At 68.8% G+C, this 14,596-nt stretch carries 13 protein-coding genes; 9 read left to right on the forward strand and 4 right to left on the reverse strand.

Annotated elements, in window-relative coordinates:
* Complete coding sequence (locus ACFOY2_RS19120; protein ID WP_379529407.1) at positions 1 to 1,479, reverse strand: Nramp family divalent metal transporter; 1,479 nt, start codon at positions 1,477 to 1,479, stop codon at positions 1 to 3.
* Positions 1,480 to 1,578: 99 nt separating this feature from the next.
* Here ACFOY2_RS19120 and ACFOY2_RS19125 point away from each other — a divergent pair, with 99 nt between their 5' ends.
* Positions 1,579 to 1,944, forward strand: coding sequence for a PH domain-containing protein (locus ACFOY2_RS19125; RefSeq protein WP_357815853.1), 366 nt, complete (start codon positions 1,579 to 1,581; stop codon positions 1,942 to 1,944).
* A 32-nt stretch (positions 1,945 to 1,976) separates the two neighbouring features.
* Here ACFOY2_RS19125 and ACFOY2_RS19130 read toward each other — a convergent pair whose 3' ends face one another.
* Positions 1,977 to 2,456: a nuclear transport factor 2 family protein gene (locus ACFOY2_RS19130; protein WP_379529408.1), complete on the reverse strand. Its 480-nt coding sequence runs from the start codon at positions 2,454 to 2,456 to the stop codon at positions 1,977 to 1,979.
* A 335-nt stretch (positions 2,457 to 2,791) separates the two neighbouring features.
* On the opposite strand from ACFOY2_RS19130, the gene ACFOY2_RS19135 reads away from it, so the two are divergent.
* The gene (locus tag ACFOY2_RS19135) at positions 2,792 to 3,760 is read left to right on the forward strand and encodes a hypothetical protein (RefSeq protein WP_379529409.1); all 969 of its coding nucleotides are present in this window, start codon (positions 2,792 to 2,794) and stop codon (positions 3,758 to 3,760) included.
* A gap of 201 nt (positions 3,761 to 3,961) precedes the next feature.
* Here the strand turns inward: ACFOY2_RS19135 and glgC are convergent, their stop codons facing one another.
* The gene (gene glgC, locus ACFOY2_RS19140) at positions 3,962 to 5,197 is read right to left on the reverse strand and encodes a glucose-1-phosphate adenylyltransferase (protein WP_357815860.1); all 1,236 of its coding nucleotides are present in this window, start codon (positions 5,195 to 5,197) and stop codon (positions 3,962 to 3,964) included.
* 196 nt (positions 5,198 to 5,393) lie between these two features.
* On the opposite strand from glgC, the gene glgA reads away from it, so the two are divergent.
* Positions 5,394 to 6,557: a glycogen synthase gene (glgA, locus tag ACFOY2_RS19145; protein ID WP_379529410.1), complete on the forward strand. Its 1,164-nt coding sequence runs from the start codon at positions 5,394 to 5,396 to the stop codon at positions 6,555 to 6,557.
* A 134-nt stretch (positions 6,558 to 6,691) separates the two neighbouring features.
* On the opposite strand, the gene ACFOY2_RS19150 is transcribed toward glgA, so the two are convergent.
* The gene (locus ACFOY2_RS19150; protein WP_379529411.1) at positions 6,692 to 7,096 is read right to left on the reverse strand and encodes a nitroreductase family deazaflavin-dependent oxidoreductase; all 405 of its coding nucleotides are present in this window, start codon (positions 7,094 to 7,096) and stop codon (positions 6,692 to 6,694) included.
* Between the two features lie 146 nt (positions 7,097 to 7,242).
* Between ACFOY2_RS19150 and ACFOY2_RS19155 the strand changes: the two genes are divergently transcribed.
* The 6 genes from ACFOY2_RS19155 to ACFOY2_RS19180 are packed head-to-tail and all read left to right on the forward strand — an operon-like array spanning position 7,243 to position 14,572.
* Positions 7,243 to 8,241, forward strand: coding sequence for a LacI family DNA-binding transcriptional regulator (locus tag ACFOY2_RS19155; RefSeq protein ID WP_379529412.1), 999 nt, complete (start codon positions 7,243 to 7,245; stop codon positions 8,239 to 8,241).
* Complete coding sequence (locus ACFOY2_RS19160) at positions 8,238 to 9,506, forward strand: sugar ABC transporter substrate-binding protein (protein ID WP_379529413.1); 1,269 nt, start codon at positions 8,238 to 8,240, stop codon at positions 9,504 to 9,506. The genes ACFOY2_RS19155 and ACFOY2_RS19160 overlap by 4 nt, the downstream gene beginning before the upstream one ends.
* 4 nt (positions 9,507 to 9,510) lie before the next feature.
* Complete coding sequence (locus ACFOY2_RS19165; protein WP_379529414.1) at positions 9,511 to 10,440, forward strand: carbohydrate ABC transporter permease; 930 nt, start codon at positions 9,511 to 9,513, stop codon at positions 10,438 to 10,440.
* Entirely contained in the window at positions 10,437 to 11,258 is an 822-nt protein-coding gene (locus ACFOY2_RS19170; RefSeq protein ID WP_379529415.1) for a carbohydrate ABC transporter permease, read from the forward strand. Before ACFOY2_RS19165 ends, ACFOY2_RS19170 begins: the two co-directional genes overlap by 4 nt.
* Positions 11,259 to 11,267: 9 nt before the next feature.
* Positions 11,268 to 12,794, forward strand: coding sequence for a glucoamylase family protein (locus tag ACFOY2_RS19175; protein ID WP_379529416.1), 1,527 nt, complete (start codon positions 11,268 to 11,270; stop codon positions 12,792 to 12,794).
* A complete protein-coding gene (locus tag ACFOY2_RS19180; protein WP_379529417.1) occupies positions 12,794 to 14,572 on the forward strand; it encodes a GH39 family glycosyl hydrolase in 1,779 nt (592 codons plus the stop codon). The genes ACFOY2_RS19175 and ACFOY2_RS19180 overlap by 1 nt, the downstream gene beginning before the upstream one ends.
* Positions 14,573 to 14,596 lie beyond the last annotated feature (24 nt).

Below are 14,596 nucleotides of genomic sequence, written 5' to 3' on the forward strand. Positions count from 1 at the left end.
TCAGAACGTCACCAGCGGATCGCCCACGAAGTCGGCGATGAAGTTGACGAAGAAGAAGCCGAAGAACAGGAAGTTCAGTACCAGGATGACGTAGTGCCAGGGACGCGGCCGGGCGGGGCGCGGGAGCCTGCTGTTGAGATACATCAGCAGGAACGGGTAGATCAGCGCCCCCAGGTTGGACATGTTCGCCGACCACTCCACCAGCCCCACCGGCAGCGACTGGAAGATGATGACCGAGATGAGGACCAGCAGCAGGAGCATGAACGGGTAGTAGAAGCGCCGGGGGTCGCCCGAGATCAGCGCCCGCAGGCGCGGGCTCGTGGCGTTGGCCGCGTCCGTCGTGACCCGCACCATCGCCTCGAAGATGCCGAGCTGCGTGGAGAACAGGATCAGCACCCCGACCACGAGCGCGACGTAGAAGACCACCTGGCCGTACTCGTCGCCGAGCGCGCTGGCGACGAACGTCGGCACGTTCGCCCGCGTCGGCTTCTCGCCCGACATCGCGACCGCCTGCGCCATGAGGAGCGTGGGCAGCAGCATGCCCAGGACGGCCCCGACGAAGAACACGCCCCACATGTCGACCATCAGCAGCCGGTACCACCTGCGCCACAGGCCCCGGTTCCGCTCGTCGTCGGGGAAGGTGACGCCGCTGGCCAGAATCTCGCGCCGGTCGCCGCGCAGGCCGGAGATGTAGCCGACGCGGTGGCCCATGCCGTAGCCCTTGTCGCGGTAGTGGCCCATGACGTACCAGTTCAGGCCGGAGGCCAGCGCGGTGAACCCGGCCAGGCCGCCGAGTTGGGTGGCGGTGATCCCGGCGGGCGGGGCGGCCGGGGTGATGAAGCCGCGGATGCCCTCCCACCACAGCTCGAACGGCACCACGAGCAGGTCCACGGCCAGCAGCGCGACCAGGATGGTGCCGACCATGACCCAGTTCGCCAGCTCCAGGGCGCGGCTGATGCGACGGGCGCCGGCCGTGATGAGGAACACCAGCACGAGCAGGCCGATGGCCCACAACCTCGGCTCCACGGCGTCGGCGGCCGGGGGCACGCCGTGGACCAGCGCGTACAGCCCCTGTCCCGCCGATGCCGCCCAGCCGCCCGCGATGAACGCGAAGATCACGATGAGGACGGACAGCGGCACCCACAGCGGCCAGCCAGGAGGCACCCGGCCCCATCCGACCACGGGCGTCTCGCCGGTCGCCAGGACGTAGCGGCTGCATTCGACGTTGTAGAAGGTCTGCAGCAGCGCCGACACCAGGATGACCCAGCCGACGCCGACGAATCCGTACTGGCCCACGTTGAGGGGCCCCAGCAGCCACTCGCCGCTGCCGATCGAGATGCCGAGGGCGATCAGGCTCGGTCCGACGGCGTACTTGAACAGTTCCTTGGGCCCGATTCTGGAGACCTTGAAGACCTCTTCGGGCGTGGGCAGATCGGTGACCTGGAGATCCGGTCGGCTGACTCCGAGTGGATGCGACATCTCACTGCCTCCTCGCCGTTAGGGTGATCCCTTACCGCAAGGTCGACAAGACCCAAATGCCAGGCGGAACGCGGGCTCGCGCCTGAACGTTGACCGGGCATGGCTGACATCCCGTACGACAGGAAAGAGCAACTCAAACAGATCGAGAGCGGGCTCCTGCAGGGGGAGCGGATCATCGCTGTCTATGACGCCATCGGCACCGGCACCGGGTTCCTCGGGCTGACCGACCGGCGTGTGATCGTGCAGGACAAGTCGTTCGTGGGCAAGCGCATGGCCATCACCAGCATCCCGTACTCGAAGATCTCGGCGGTCAGCGTGGTGAGCAACAAGTCCATCGCCGGAGGGTTCTTCTCCTCCGGGGCCATCGCCATCCATGTCGGCACGCACACGTACGAGGTGGAGTTCAGGGGGGACAACAAGGCCCACCACGTGCACAACATCATTCTGCACTACATCTCCGGCTGAGCCCGGAGCTTCGCCGGCGGGGCGTGTCCTGGTCAGGCGTACTGGAGGTCGGCCTTGACGATGCGGCCGCCGCCGACCGTGAAGTCGTAGTGCGCCTGCCACCCGCCGGAGCCCGCCGGAGCCCAGTGGACCAGCAGCTTCTGGCCGTCCGCCCGCCGCTCGGCGATCGAGACGACCCGCAGCGTGCCGCCGATCACCTCGCGGTCCGCCCACGCGCGGATGGCGTCGTGTCCGCGGATGCTGCGGCTGACGTCGACGATCTCGGCGTCCCGGGCGAAGGAGGCGACCAGGGCGTCGAGGTCGCGGGCGTTGACGGCGTCGACGTATGCCCGCGCCGCCGCGACGACGTCCGAGGCGCTCCCCGGCGCGCTCGGTGTCGAGGTCGCGGGCGCGGTTGTGCCGGCGGGAACTTCGGACATTTCTAACGCTTCCGGCGCCGCGCCGCAGGCGGTCATCGCCAGTACGGCGACGGCGACGGTCACGGTCCGTGTGCGCGGGGGCAGCGTGGTCATGGCGACGATGATGCGGCTCGGGCCCGCGCCGGGTCCAAGACCTGTCGTCATAACCGGCAGTTATGCACAGGTCATTCACCCCTAAAACACCGCGAATTACCAGCCACAAAAGCCGCATCTAACGTGTCTCCTGCCAGGTCATGACATAACCGAGAACAACTCCGAGAGGACCGACAAAGTGACGAGATGTTCCTGGCGTGGCGTTACGCCACGATCCGGGATTGATTACGTAGAGTGATCAGAGCCTTGTCACTTCGTGATCACAGGGGGAGATCATGAAAGGTAACCTCATAGCGGTAGCTGGTGTTCTCGGCACCAGCGCTGCACTCTTTGGAATGACCATGCCTGCCAGCGCCGTTTCGATGGGCTGCGACCTGAGGGTCGCTGACGCCACGACTTCGCTGCGCATCGAGAAGGAGGGCGTGTTCGCCACTCGCCGCGAGGCGAGCGCTTGCTCAGGCGAGAAGGAGCACAAGCACGACGAGAAGTTCGACCGCAGGAAGCACGAGGACAACAAGCACGACGACGAGAAGGACGGCGACGAGTTCGACGAGGACGAGTTCGGCGAGGAGGACTTCGACGAGGACGACAAGGGCTTCCACGGCGACGAGTTCGACGAGGACGAGAAGTTCGACGAGGACGACAAGGGCTTCCACGGCGAAGAGTTCGACGAGGACGAGAAGTTCGACCACGACGAGAAGTTCGACGAGGACGAGAAGTTCGACCACGACGAGAAGTTCGACGAGGACGAGAAGTTCGACCACGACGAGAAGTTCCACGAGGACGAGGAATTCGACGAGGACCGGAAGTTCGACCACGACCGGAAGTTCGACGAAGACGAGAAGTTCTGGGACGAGCACCACGCCAGGAAGCACCACAAGCACCACAAGCACCACGGGTGGAACTGGGGCTGGCCCTCTGAGTGGAACGACAACGGCTGGGGTGGCATGCGCCACGCCGACCGCGGTTTCGCCGAGAAGGCTCAGGGGGAGCAGGCCCCCGAAGAGCAGGCTCGTGAGGAGCAGGCTCGTGAGGAGCAGGCTCGTGAGGAGCAGGCTCGTGAGGAGCAGGCTCGTGAGGAGCAGGCCCGTGAGGAGCAGGCCCGCGAGGAGCAGGCCCGCGAGGAGCAGGCCCGCGAGGAGCAGGCCCGCGAGGAGCACGGCTTCGAGGAGAAGGCTCGCGGGGGCGTCGACTGGCGTCAGCCCGGTTACGGCTGGGGCCACCCCGGCTACGAGGGCGCCCGTTGGAACGGTCCGGCCTGGCAGGCCTACGGCTGGCCCAGCGCCTGGCTCGGCCGCGCCTAGAAAGCAGGGCAGGTTCGGTCTCGGGGCGCTCGCATCCGCGCCCGGGATTTGCTCGCGGATCTAGCAGTAAGCGCAAAATACCGATGATGATGCCGGCCGGGGCAGTTCCGGCCGGCATCCGCGCAGGGCCCGGCACCGGGCCCTGCGCAGCCCCCCGCCCGGGGCACTGTAGGACAGGGAGGCCGACCCCTCGGCCTCCGACTACCGGTCGACGATCTCGTTCTTGCCGATGACGACCACCCCGCCCCGGGTCAGCGCGAACCTCGTCCGGTCGTATTCGAGGTCGAAGCCGATTCGCGCGCCGTCGGGGATCACCACGTTCTTGTCGATGATCGCCTTGCGCACGACGGCCCCGCGCCCCACCTTGACGTTCTCCATCAGCACGGAGTCTTCCACCAGCGAGTGGGAGTGGAGCACGACCTTGGGCGCCAGGATCGACCTGATCGCCGTCCCGCCGGAGACGATCACGCCGGGCGACACCAGCGAGTCGATCGCCCGCCCCACCCGGTCGCCGTCGTTGTGCACGAACTTGGCCGGCGGCAGCGGATCGTGCCCGGTGAAGATCGGCCACTTGTCGTTGTAGAGGTTGAAGACCGGGTGCGCCGAGATGAGGTCCATGTGGGCCTCGTAGTAGGCGTCCAGGGTTCCGACGTCGCGCCAGTAACCGCGGTCGCGTTCGCTGGAGCCGGGCACGATGTTGTCGGCGAAGTCGTACACCTCGGCGCCGCCCGACTTGACCAGCATCGGGATGATGTTGCCGCCCAGGTCGTGCTTGCTGGTCGGGTCGAGCGCATCCTCGCGCAGCGCGTCGATCATCGACTGCGTCTTGAAGACGTAGTTGCCCATCGAGGCGAACACCTCGTCGGGTGAGTCGGCCAGCCCCACCGCGTCCTTCGGCTTCTCCCTGAAGGCCACGATGCGCCGCCCCTGGGGGTCGGTCTCGATCACGCCGAACTGGTCGGCCAGCGACAGCGGCTGCCTGATCGCCGCCACCGTCACGTCCGCGTCGGAGTCTTCGTGCTGCTCGACCATCTGCCGGGGATCCATCCGGTAGATGTGGTCGGCGCCGAACACGATCACGTGCTCGGGCATCTCGTCGTAGATCAGGTTCAGGTTCTGGAAGAGCGCGTCCGCCGAGCCGGAGAACCAGCGCGGCCCGAGCCGCTGCTGCGCCGGCACGGGTGTCACGTAGTTGCCGAGCATCGCCGACAGCCGCCAGGTCCGGGAGACGTGCCGGTCGAGGCTGTGATTCTTGTACTGCGTCAGCACGACGATCTTCAGGAAGCCGCCGTTGGCCAGGTTGGACAGGACGAAATCGATGAGCCGGTACATTCCCCCGAACGGCACCGCCGGTTTCGCCCGATCCGCCGTGAGCGGCATGAGCCTCTTGCCCTCTCCACCTGCCAGCACGACCGCAAGCACCCTCCGGGACCTCATGTCCTGGACGCTACCCCCAAATGGCCGATCTATCGACGAAACCCGGCACGGTGAAGTTCCCTCGTGTCCTGATTTAGCCCTCAATGCGCGGTCGGCAGTGGGCTTGGCGATGTGTTCCCTATGCTCAGGTTGATGGTAGGTGCAAATTGTCTCCCTACCGTGGGCTCCCTCATCCGGCCCGCCGTAAGGTCGTGTCATGCGTGTTGATCTGCTCAGCCGGGAGTATCCGCCCGAGGTGTACGGCGGCGCCGGGGTGCACATGGAGTACCTGGCCAGAGAGCTGCGGAAGCTGGCCGACGTCCAGGTGCGCTGCTTCGGGGCCGAACGTGTGGAGCCGGGAGTCACGGCCTACCGGGTGCCCGGCGGGCTGGCGGAGGCGAACGCGGCGCTGCAGGTGCTCGGCGTGGACCTGGAGATGGCCGCGGCCTGCGCGGGCGCCGACGTCGTCCACTCGCACACCTGGTACGCCAATTTCGCCGGGCATGTCGCGAAGCTGCTCCACGGCGTGCCCCACGTGGTCACCACGCACAGCCTCGAACCGCTGCGGCCGTGGAAGGCCGAGCAACTCGGCGGCGGCTACACGGTCTCGTCATGGGCCGAGCGCACCGCGCTGGCCGCCGCGGACGCCGTGATCGCGGTCTCGGAGGGCATGCGCCGCGACGTCCTGTCCGCCTACCCCGAGATCCCGCCCGAGCGGGTCCGCGTGATCCACAACGGCATCGACACCGCCGAGTACGCCCCCGACCCCGACACCGACGTGCTGCGCGAACACGGCATCGACCCCGGCCGCCCGTACGTCGTCTTCGTGGGCCGCATCACCCGCCAGAAGGGGCTGGTCCACCTGCTGCGCGCGGCGCGCTCCTTCGACCCCGGCGCCCAGCTCGTGCTCTGCGCGGGCGCGCCGGACACGCCGGAGATCGCGGCCGAGGTGACGGAGCTGGTGCGCGGCCTGGAGCGGGACGGGGTGTTCTGGATCCAGGAGATGCTGCCCAAGCCCAAGGTGATCCAGTTGCTGACGCACGCGACGGTGTTCGTGTGCCCGTCGGTGTACGAGCCGATGGGCATCGTCAACCTGGAGGCGATGGCCTGCGAGACGGCCGTGGTGGCGACGGCCACCGGCGGCATTCCCGAGGTGGTGGCCGATGGGGAGACGGGGCTGCTGGTGCCGATCTCCGGCGCGCCTGATGATGCCGAACTTTTCGCCGCAGACCTGGCCGAGCGGGTCAACTCGCTGCTCGGCGATCCTGACAGGGCCCGTGCCATGGGGCAGGCCGGGCGCCACCGCGCGATCCAGCATTTCTCCTGGCAGTCCATCGCGCGCCGCACGATCTCTCTGTATGAATCACTTCTAAAACCATGATTCTTTTACGGCGGGCCGGCGGCACGCCAACCGCCGAACAGGGCTGAGGGCCTCCAGGGGGACGGCATCTGACCCGCACGGGGTCGGGCGTCGTCACGGCGGGGTCGCCGGCCCGCTAAGTGGTTCGACATGCGTTACTTGGCCGGTTCCAGGATCACGACGGGGATCTGGCGTTCGGTTTTCTTCGTGTACTCGTCGTAGTCCGGCCAGACGCTGGTCATCAGGGGCCAGAGGTCGCGGCGTTCGTCGCCGGCGGCCGTGCGGGCGTGGGCCTTGAAGCGCTCGCCCTTGACCTGGACCGCCACGTCCGGGTCGGCCACGAGGTTCTTGTACCACTGCGGGTGCTCGGGGTCTCCGCCGTGGGAGGCGACGACCACGTAGGTGTCGCCGTGCTTCTGGTAGATGAGCGGGGTTGTATAAGGCTTGCCGGAGTTGCGGCCCTTGGTGGTGAGGAGGAGGACGGTGGTGTTGTTCCAGTCGTGTCCCTCCTTGCCGTTGGTCTCCTGATAACGCCGGACGTGTTCCTTGCCGTAGAGCATGTCTGCTAGCTACCCACTCGCGGCGTGACCTCACCGTTACGCGACGGGGTCTGTACGAGAAGTTAACGGGCCTGGCACACTGCATTTGTGTAAGCGCTTACAGCAGCTCGTTGTGGAAGCGCTTACACACCGAGGGAGCTGTGTCGATGGACGTGACCATCTACGAGGTCGCCAAGCGGGCGGGCGTGTCGATCGCGACCGTGTCCAGGGCGTTGCGCGGCACGGGCCCCGTGGCGGCCAGGACGCGCGAGAAGGTGCTCAAGGCCGTCGAAGAGCTCAACTTCACGCCCAGCCGTCTCGGCGTCAGCCTCGCGCAGGGCCGCCACGCGGCCAACGGCGTGGTCTTCCCCGACCTCGCCGGCCCCTACTACACCGAGGTCCTGCTCGGCTACGAGGAGGTCGCCTCCGAGCTGGGCCGCTCGGTGGTGATCCTGTCGACCAAGGGCCGCACCAAGGTCAACGACCTGATCAAGGACCTGGCGGGGCGGGTCGACGGGCTGCTGATCTTCGGCCACACCGTGCCGGAGCCGCTGGTGGCCGAGCTGGTGCGGCTCGGGGTGCGCCTGGTGTTCATCTCGCGCGAGCCGCTGCCCGGCGCCGACACCCTGCGCAGCGAGAACACCGCCTCGGCGCGGGCGCTGGCCGGGCACCTGGCGGGGCACGGCTACGAGCGCTACGCTTTCCTCGGCAAGCCCCTGACCAGCGGCGACGACGTCGACGAGCGCTGGCAGGGCGTGCGTGCGGCCCTCGGCGGCGCGATCGAGGCCGTGCCCACGCTCGAGTACACCGTCGAGTGCGGCTTCGAGGCGGCCAGGAAGCTGCTCCAGGGGCGGAGCAGGCCCGAGGCGATCATCTGTTCCGACGACGAGGTGGCGCTGGGGGCGCTGCTCGCCGCCGAGGAGCTCGGTCTGGACGTGCCCGGCGACCTGGCCGTCACCGGGTGGGACGACATCATGGCCGCCCGCCACGCCCGCCCTGCGCTGACCACCGTCCGCCAGCCGATGCGCGAGCTGGGCGGCCGTGCCGCCCGCGCGCTCGACGAGCTGATCACCGGCGTCCGCGACGCCCATTCTCACCTCATCCTGACCACCGAGCTGCAGATCCGGTCGAGCTGTGGTCACCACCCCCTGGAGGAACGAACGTGAACACCACCACCCGGCGCGCCGCCACCGGCGGCCTGCTGGCGATCGCGATCCTGGCCGCGGGCTGCGGCCGAGACACCGACGAAGCGCCCGAGCAGGCGCGGGGCATCACCACCGGCAAGATCACGGGGGAGGTCACGGTCTGGGCGATGGGCGAGGAGGGCAACGCGCTCGGCGCGTTCGTCAAAGACTTCGAGAGCGTCAACCCCGGCGTGAAGGTCAACGTCACGGCGATCGGCTGGGACGTGGCCCACGACAAGATCACCGCGGCCATCGCGGGCGGCGCCACGCCCGACGTGAGCATGATCGGCTCGACCTGGTCGGGCGAGCTGTCCAAGACCGGCGCCCTCGACCCGACGCCCGGCGACCTCGTCGACAAGTCGGCCTTCTTCCCCGGCGCCTGGCAGACCGTGGACGTGGGCGGCACCGCGTACGGCGTGCCCTGGTACGTCGAGACCCGCGTCCTGTACTACCGCACCGACCAGGCGAAGAAGGCCGGGGTGGAGCCGCCGGAGACGTGGGCGGAGATGATCGACTTCGCCAGGGCGCTGAAGGACAAGGGCGGCGCCAAGAGCGGCTTCAACCAGAGCTACACCCTGGGCGCGGCCTGGCAGGAGGTGCTGCCGCTGATCTGGCAGGCGGGCGGCGAGATCGTCAAGGACGGCAAGTACACCTTCGACACCCCGCAGGCGCTGACGGCGCTCAAGCAGTACCAGTCGCTGTTCACCGAGAAGCTGGCCCCCACCAACACGCCCGAGGGCGCCTTCCCGCAGACGTTCATCAAGGGCGAGGTCGGCGGCTTCTTCTCGGGTCCGTGGATGATCGGCGTGCTCTCCAACGACGGCGGCCCCGGCTTCAAGGACCAGTTCGACGTGGCGCCCTACCCGAAGGGCCCGGTCTCGGGCACGAGCTTCATCGGCGGCTCCGCCATGGCGGTGTTCAAGAAGGCGAAGAACCGCGACGCCGCCTGGAAGTTCATCCAGTGGCTGAGCGAGCCCGAGGTCCAGGCCAAGTGGTACACCACGGTCAAGGCGCTGCCCGCCGTCCAGGCGGCGTGGAACCAGCCCGAGCTCACCGCCGACAAGCAGCTCGCGGTCTTCGGCGAGCAGCTCAAGGACGCCAAGACGCCGCCGCCGTTCCCCACCTGGGAGCAGGTGGCCAAGGTGCTGGAGGCGGAGCTGGAGAAGCTGGCCCTCGGCAGGCAGACGCCCGAGGAGACGGCCAAGGCGCTCCAGTCGCAGGCCGAGACGATCGGCACCGGCCTTTAAGCCCATGGCCGTACTCACGAGGCAGGCGCCGCCGGCCCAGGCCCCGATCAAGGTCAGGAGCACGCTGCGCCAGGCGGGCATCGGCTGGATCTTCATCCTGCCCTTCGTCGTGCTGTTCGCCGTCTTCTACCTGGGTCCGCTGCTGGTCGGCATCGGCATGAGCTTCACCGACATGCGCAGCACCGACGTGAGCGATCCGCTCGGCGTCAACCTGGTCGGTGTCGAGAACTACCTGCGGCTCATGGACGACGCCGCGATGCGCAGGGCCGCGGTCAACACCGTGGTGTTCGTGCTCACCGCGCTCCCACTGACGATCGGGCTGGGCCTGGCCGCCGCCGTGCTGCTCAACACGGGCATCGCCCGCCTGCCGGCCGCGTTCTTCCGGCTCGGCTACTACCTGCCGAACATCACCAGCATCATCGGCGTCGCCGTGGCCTGGAAGTTCCTGCTGGAACCCGAGGCCGGGCTGGTCAACCGGCTGCTGGAGCTGGTCGGCGTCCAAGGCCCCGACTGGCTGCAGGACGAGGCCACCGCGCTGCCGTCGATCATCGTCATGACGGCCTGGCGCAGCTTCGGCTTCAACATGGTCGTGCTGCTGGCCGCGCTCCAGAGCATCCCGAGGGAGATGTATGAGGCGGCGGAGGTCGACGGGGCGGGCCGGTGGGCCCGCTTCCGCTCGGTCACCGTGCCGTCGCTGCGGCCCGTGCTGCTGTTCTGTACGGTCTACAGCTCGGTCGGCTTCATGCAGTTCCTGGAAGAGCCGCTGGTCATGACCAACGGCGGGCCGCTCAACTCCACGCTGTCGGCCTCCCTGGCCATCTTCAACCAGTTCGGCGTCGGCAACTACGGCTACGCCGGGGCCGCGTCCACGGTGCTGTTCACCGTGATCGTGGCGCTGGCCGTCCTGCAACTGAGGCTCGGGAGGAGCAGATGAAGCGCACCCGCCGCCAGCACCTCATCGTCTACCTCGGGCTCGGCCTGGGGCTGGTGCTGGTCATCGGGCCGTTCCTGTGGACGGCGCTCAGCTCGGTCAAACCCGAGCGGGAGATCAGGCGCGACCCGCCGACCTTCTGGCCGCAGAGCTGGACCCTGGACAACTTCACCGAACTGTTCGACCGGGTCAGCATCGGCACCGCCTTCGCCAACAGCATGATCGTCGCGCTCGTGCTGGTGGCCACGAACCTGCTGTTCTGCTCGATGGTCGGCTACGCCTTCGCCAAGCTCTCCTTCCGCGGCAGGGATCTGGCCTTCGGCCTGGTGCTGGTGCAGCTCGCGATCCCGGCGATCGTGGTGATGATGCCGCAGTTCGTGCTGATCGCCAGGTTCGGCCTGGTCAACACGTTCGTCGGGATCATCCTGCCGACCATGGTGGCGCCGCTCGGGGTGTTCATGATGCGGCAGTTCATCTCCGACCTGCCCGACGAACTCATCCACGCCGCCCGGGTGGACGGTGCCAGGGAGTTCCGGATCTTCTTCACGATCATCCTGCCGCTGTGCGGGCCGGCGCTGGCCACGCTCGGGCTGATCACGTTCCTCGGCGCGTGGAACAACTTCCTGTGGCCGGCCGTGGTCGCGCAGAGCGAGAACATGTACACCCTCCCCGTCGCGCTCAACATCCTCAACGGCCACGAGAGCACCCACTACAACCTGCTGGTCGCCGGCTCGGTCGTGGTGATCGCGCCGATCCTGTTCCTGTTCGTCTTCCTGCAGCGCTTCTTCGTCCAGGGCGTCGCCACCTCCGGCCTCAAATAGGAGCCCCCCATGCGCAAGACGGTCCTGACCGCTTCCCTCGTGCTCACGCTGGCGGCCCCGGCCACCGCCGCGAACGCCTCCCCGTCCTCCGCGTCCTCCGCGGACGCCACGCTGCTCCGCTACGCCAAGGACACCTGGCGTTCGATGACCGCCATGGTCGAGCCGGCCAGCGGCCTGCCCGCCGACAAGGTGACCGGCGACCTCAAGACCAGGGCCAAGGTCACCTCGCCGACCAACATCGGCACATACCTGTGGAGCACGCTCGTCGCCCGCGACCTGCGCCTCATCAGCACCCGCGACGCGGCCGAACGGGTGGACAAGGTGATCGAGGCGCTGGAGGGGCTGGAACGCCACGCCCCGAGCGGCCAGTACTACAACTGGTACGACCCGGCCACCCTCCGGCTCGTCCGCACCTGGCCGGAGACCGGCGATGTGGTGCGGCCGTTCGCCTCAAGCGTGGACAACGCCTGGCTGGCCACCGCCCTGATGATGGTCCGCAACGCCGTACCCGCCCAGGCCAAGCGCGCCAACCGGCTGCTGACCTCGATGAACTTCGCCTCCTACTACGACAAGGCGGCCCGCCCCGACGCGGGCACCGGCCTGCTGCGCGGCGGCTTCTGGCCCGAGCGGCCCGAAGGCTGCTCCGTCGAGAGCGACTACGCCGGCACCGGCACGACCGTCTACTCGACCTGTCACCACTACGGCGCGCCCGCCGAGACCAGGATCGGCCAGTACGTCGCCATCGCTCTCGGCCAGATCCCGCGCGAGAGCTACTACGGCCCCTACCGCACCTTCCCCGACAACGGCTGCGACTTCGGCTGGCAGGAGCAGAAGCCGGTCGGGGCGTGGAAGAAGTACCTGGGCGTCAACGTCTGGGAGGGCACCTACACCTACCGGGGCCTGCGCTACGTCCCCAACTGGGGCGGCTCGATGTTCGAGGCCCTCATGCCCGACCTTGTCGTCCCCGAGGCCAAGTGGGCGCCGCGGAGCTGGGGCCGCAACCACCCGGTGTTCGTGCGCGCCCAGATCGAGCACGGGCTGAACGAGGCCGAGTACGGCTACTGGGGCTTCTCGCCCTCCAACGACCCGCACGGCGGCTACCGCGAGTACGGCGTGGACGCGCTCGGCATGGACGAGCCCGGCTACACCTCCGACGCGGAACGCACCAGCGTCGACCCCGGCTACGAGGGCTGCCGCCCCGCCAAGCCGGAGCCGGCGGCCTACGGGGACGGCGTGGTGACGCCGCACGCCAGCTTCCTGGCGCTGCCGTACGCGAAGGGGGCGGCCATGGCCAACCTGGCCAAGCTGCGCGAAAACTTCGACGCCTACGGCCCCGGCGGCTTCTACGACGCGGTCGCGGTCCGCTCAGGGGCCGTGTCCACGTGGTACCTGGCGCTCGACCAGGGCATGGTGATGGCCGCCCTGGGCAACGTGCTCACCGGCGGCGACCTGCACCGCTACTTCGCGGGCTCCGGCGTGGAGGCCAAGCTCCGGCCGGTGATGGAGATCGAAGAATGGAACGTGGGGAATTCTTGATGGACACAGCCGCACAACGCGACTGGCAGGACCGCATCGGGCAGGCATCAGGCGAGCTCAGCCCGGCCGCCCGGCCCGCACCGGAGGCCCCCACCGGCCTCCGGGCGGTCCCGGGGGGCGGCCAGGTGACGCTGACCTGGAACCCCGTCCCCGGCGCGATCGGCTACCTGGTGCACCGGGACGGCGTCCCGGCCACGCAGCCGGACGTGGACGTCCCGGCCGTCCCGGCCTGCCGCTACGTGGACACCGGCCACGGCGAGGCCGCCTACGCGGTGGCCGCCATCGCCGCCATGGACCACCTCGGCCCCCTGTCGCAGGAGGTCCGCGCGGCGCCGGTCGACTCGGCGGCGGCCGTGTCGATCCGCGTGGACGCGCGGCGGGTGACGCGCGAGCTGCCTCGGCCGTGGGCGTCCATGGTGGGCTCCGAGCACCTGTCCCACCTGCTCAGCACCGACGAGAGCGGCGGCAGGCCCATCGGCGAGGAACTGGAGCGGGCGCTGCGCATCATGCGCGACGAGCTCGGCGTCCAGACCGTCAGGGCGCACGCCATCCTCTGCGACGACCTCGGCGTGTACAAGGAGGTCGACGGGCAGGCGGTCTACGACTTCAGCGGCGTGGACGCGGTCTACGACAAGGTCGTCGCGCTCGGCCTGCGGCCGATCGTCGAGCTCGGCTACATGCCGCGCGACCTGGCCTCCGACCCGTCCAAGACGGTCTTCTCCTACAAGGCCATCATCTCGCCGCCGAAGGACTTCGAGGCGTGGAGCGACCTGGTCAGGGCGCTGGTCGAGCACCTGGTCGAGCGGTACGGCATCCACGAGCTGGTCGAGCACTGGGCGTTCGAGGTCTGGAACGAGGCGAACCTGGCCGTCTTCTGGTCCGGCACGCCCGAGGAGTACTTCCTGCTCTACGACGTCACCGCGGCCGCCGTGAAGAACGTCCACCCCGGCCTGCGCGTCGGCGGCCCCGCCTCGGCGGCGAACGGCTGGGTGGAGGAGCTGCTCGCCCACGTCGAGGAGTCGGGGGCGGCGCTCGACTTCGTCTCCACCCACACCTACGGCAACGCGCCGCTCGACTGGCGGCCCGTGCTGACCAGGTACGGGCTGGACGTGCCCGTCTGGTGGACGGAATGGGGGCCCACGCCCACCCACTTCCACGGCATCGGCGACGGACCGTTCGGGGCGACGTTCCTGCTGCACGGCATGAAGTCGGCCGCCGGCCGCGTCGCCGCGCTGTCGCACTGGGTGGCCTCCGACCACTTCGAGGAGCTCGGACGGCCGCCGCGGCTCTTCCACGGCGGGTTCGGGCTGCTGACAGTCGGCAACTTGAGCAAGCCCCGCTTCCACGCCCTGGCCCTGGCCGCCCGGCTGGGCGACGCCGAGCTGGCCACGGCCGTCGACGGCGACGTGGCCGGCGTCGAGGTCTGGGCCGCCAGGCACGACGACGGCAGGGTCGGCGTCCTGGTCTGGAACGGCACGCTCAACCAGGCCCAGGCGAGCGGCGCGCCCGAGCTGACCCGCACGGTCCTGCTCACCGTCAACGGGATCGAAGGCGAGCACACGATCACCCACCACCGCATCGACCAGGACCACAGCAACGTCGAGGCGGCCTGGCGGTCGATGGGCGGCGGCGACTGGCCGGAGCCCGGCCAGTGGGAACAGTTGCGCGCCGCCGCCACCCTGGACGAGCTGCACCCGCCCACCCTGGCTAACGGTCCCGTCACATTGACCTTCGAACTGCCGATGCCTGGCGTATCATTCATCGAATTGTCACCGTGAGTGGCGGTCCTGTACGCAAGGGGA

It is taken from the genome of Nonomuraea purpurea (assembly GCF_042650645.1).
Classification (GTDB): domain Bacteria; phylum Actinomycetota; class Actinomycetes; order Streptosporangiales; family Streptosporangiaceae; genus Nonomuraea; species Nonomuraea purpurea.

Excerpts from the sequence above, each read along its gene's own strand:
- ACFOY2_RS19120 (WP_379529407.1), bottom strand. The coding sequence starts at position 1,479 with ATGTCGCATCCACTCGGAGTCAGCCGACCGGATCTCCAGGTCACCGAT.
- ACFOY2_RS19125 (WP_357815853.1), top strand. The coding sequence starts at position 1,579 with ATGGCTGACATCCCGTACGACAGGAAAGAGCAACTCAAACAGATCGAG.
- ACFOY2_RS19130 (WP_379529408.1), bottom strand. The coding sequence starts at position 2,456 with ATGACCACGCTGCCCCCGCGCACACGGACCGTGACCGTCGCCGTCGCC.
- ACFOY2_RS19135 (WP_379529409.1), top strand. The coding sequence starts at position 2,792 with ATGACCATGCCTGCCAGCGCCGTTTCGATGGGCTGCGACCTGAGGGTC.
- glgC (WP_357815860.1), bottom strand. The coding sequence starts at position 5,197 with ATGAGGTCCCGGAGGGTGCTTGCGGTCGTGCTGGCAGGTGGAGAGGGC.
- glgA (WP_379529410.1), top strand. The coding sequence starts at position 5,394 with ATGCGTGTTGATCTGCTCAGCCGGGAGTATCCGCCCGAGGTGTACGGC.
- ACFOY2_RS19150 (WP_379529411.1), bottom strand. The coding sequence starts at position 7,096 with ATGCTCTACGGCAAGGAACACGTCCGGCGTTATCAGGAGACCAACGGC.
- ACFOY2_RS19155 (WP_379529412.1), top strand. The coding sequence starts at position 7,243 with ATGGACGTGACCATCTACGAGGTCGCCAAGCGGGCGGGCGTGTCGATC.
- ACFOY2_RS19165 (WP_379529414.1), top strand. The coding sequence starts at position 9,511 with ATGGCCGTACTCACGAGGCAGGCGCCGCCGGCCCAGGCCCCGATCAAG.
- ACFOY2_RS19170 (WP_379529415.1), top strand. The coding sequence starts at position 10,437 with ATGAAGCGCACCCGCCGCCAGCACCTCATCGTCTACCTCGGGCTCGGC.
- ACFOY2_RS19175 (WP_379529416.1), top strand. The coding sequence starts at position 11,268 with ATGCGCAAGACGGTCCTGACCGCTTCCCTCGTGCTCACGCTGGCGGCC.
- ACFOY2_RS19180 (WP_379529417.1), top strand. The coding sequence starts at position 12,794 with ATGGACACAGCCGCACAACGCGACTGGCAGGACCGCATCGGGCAGGCA.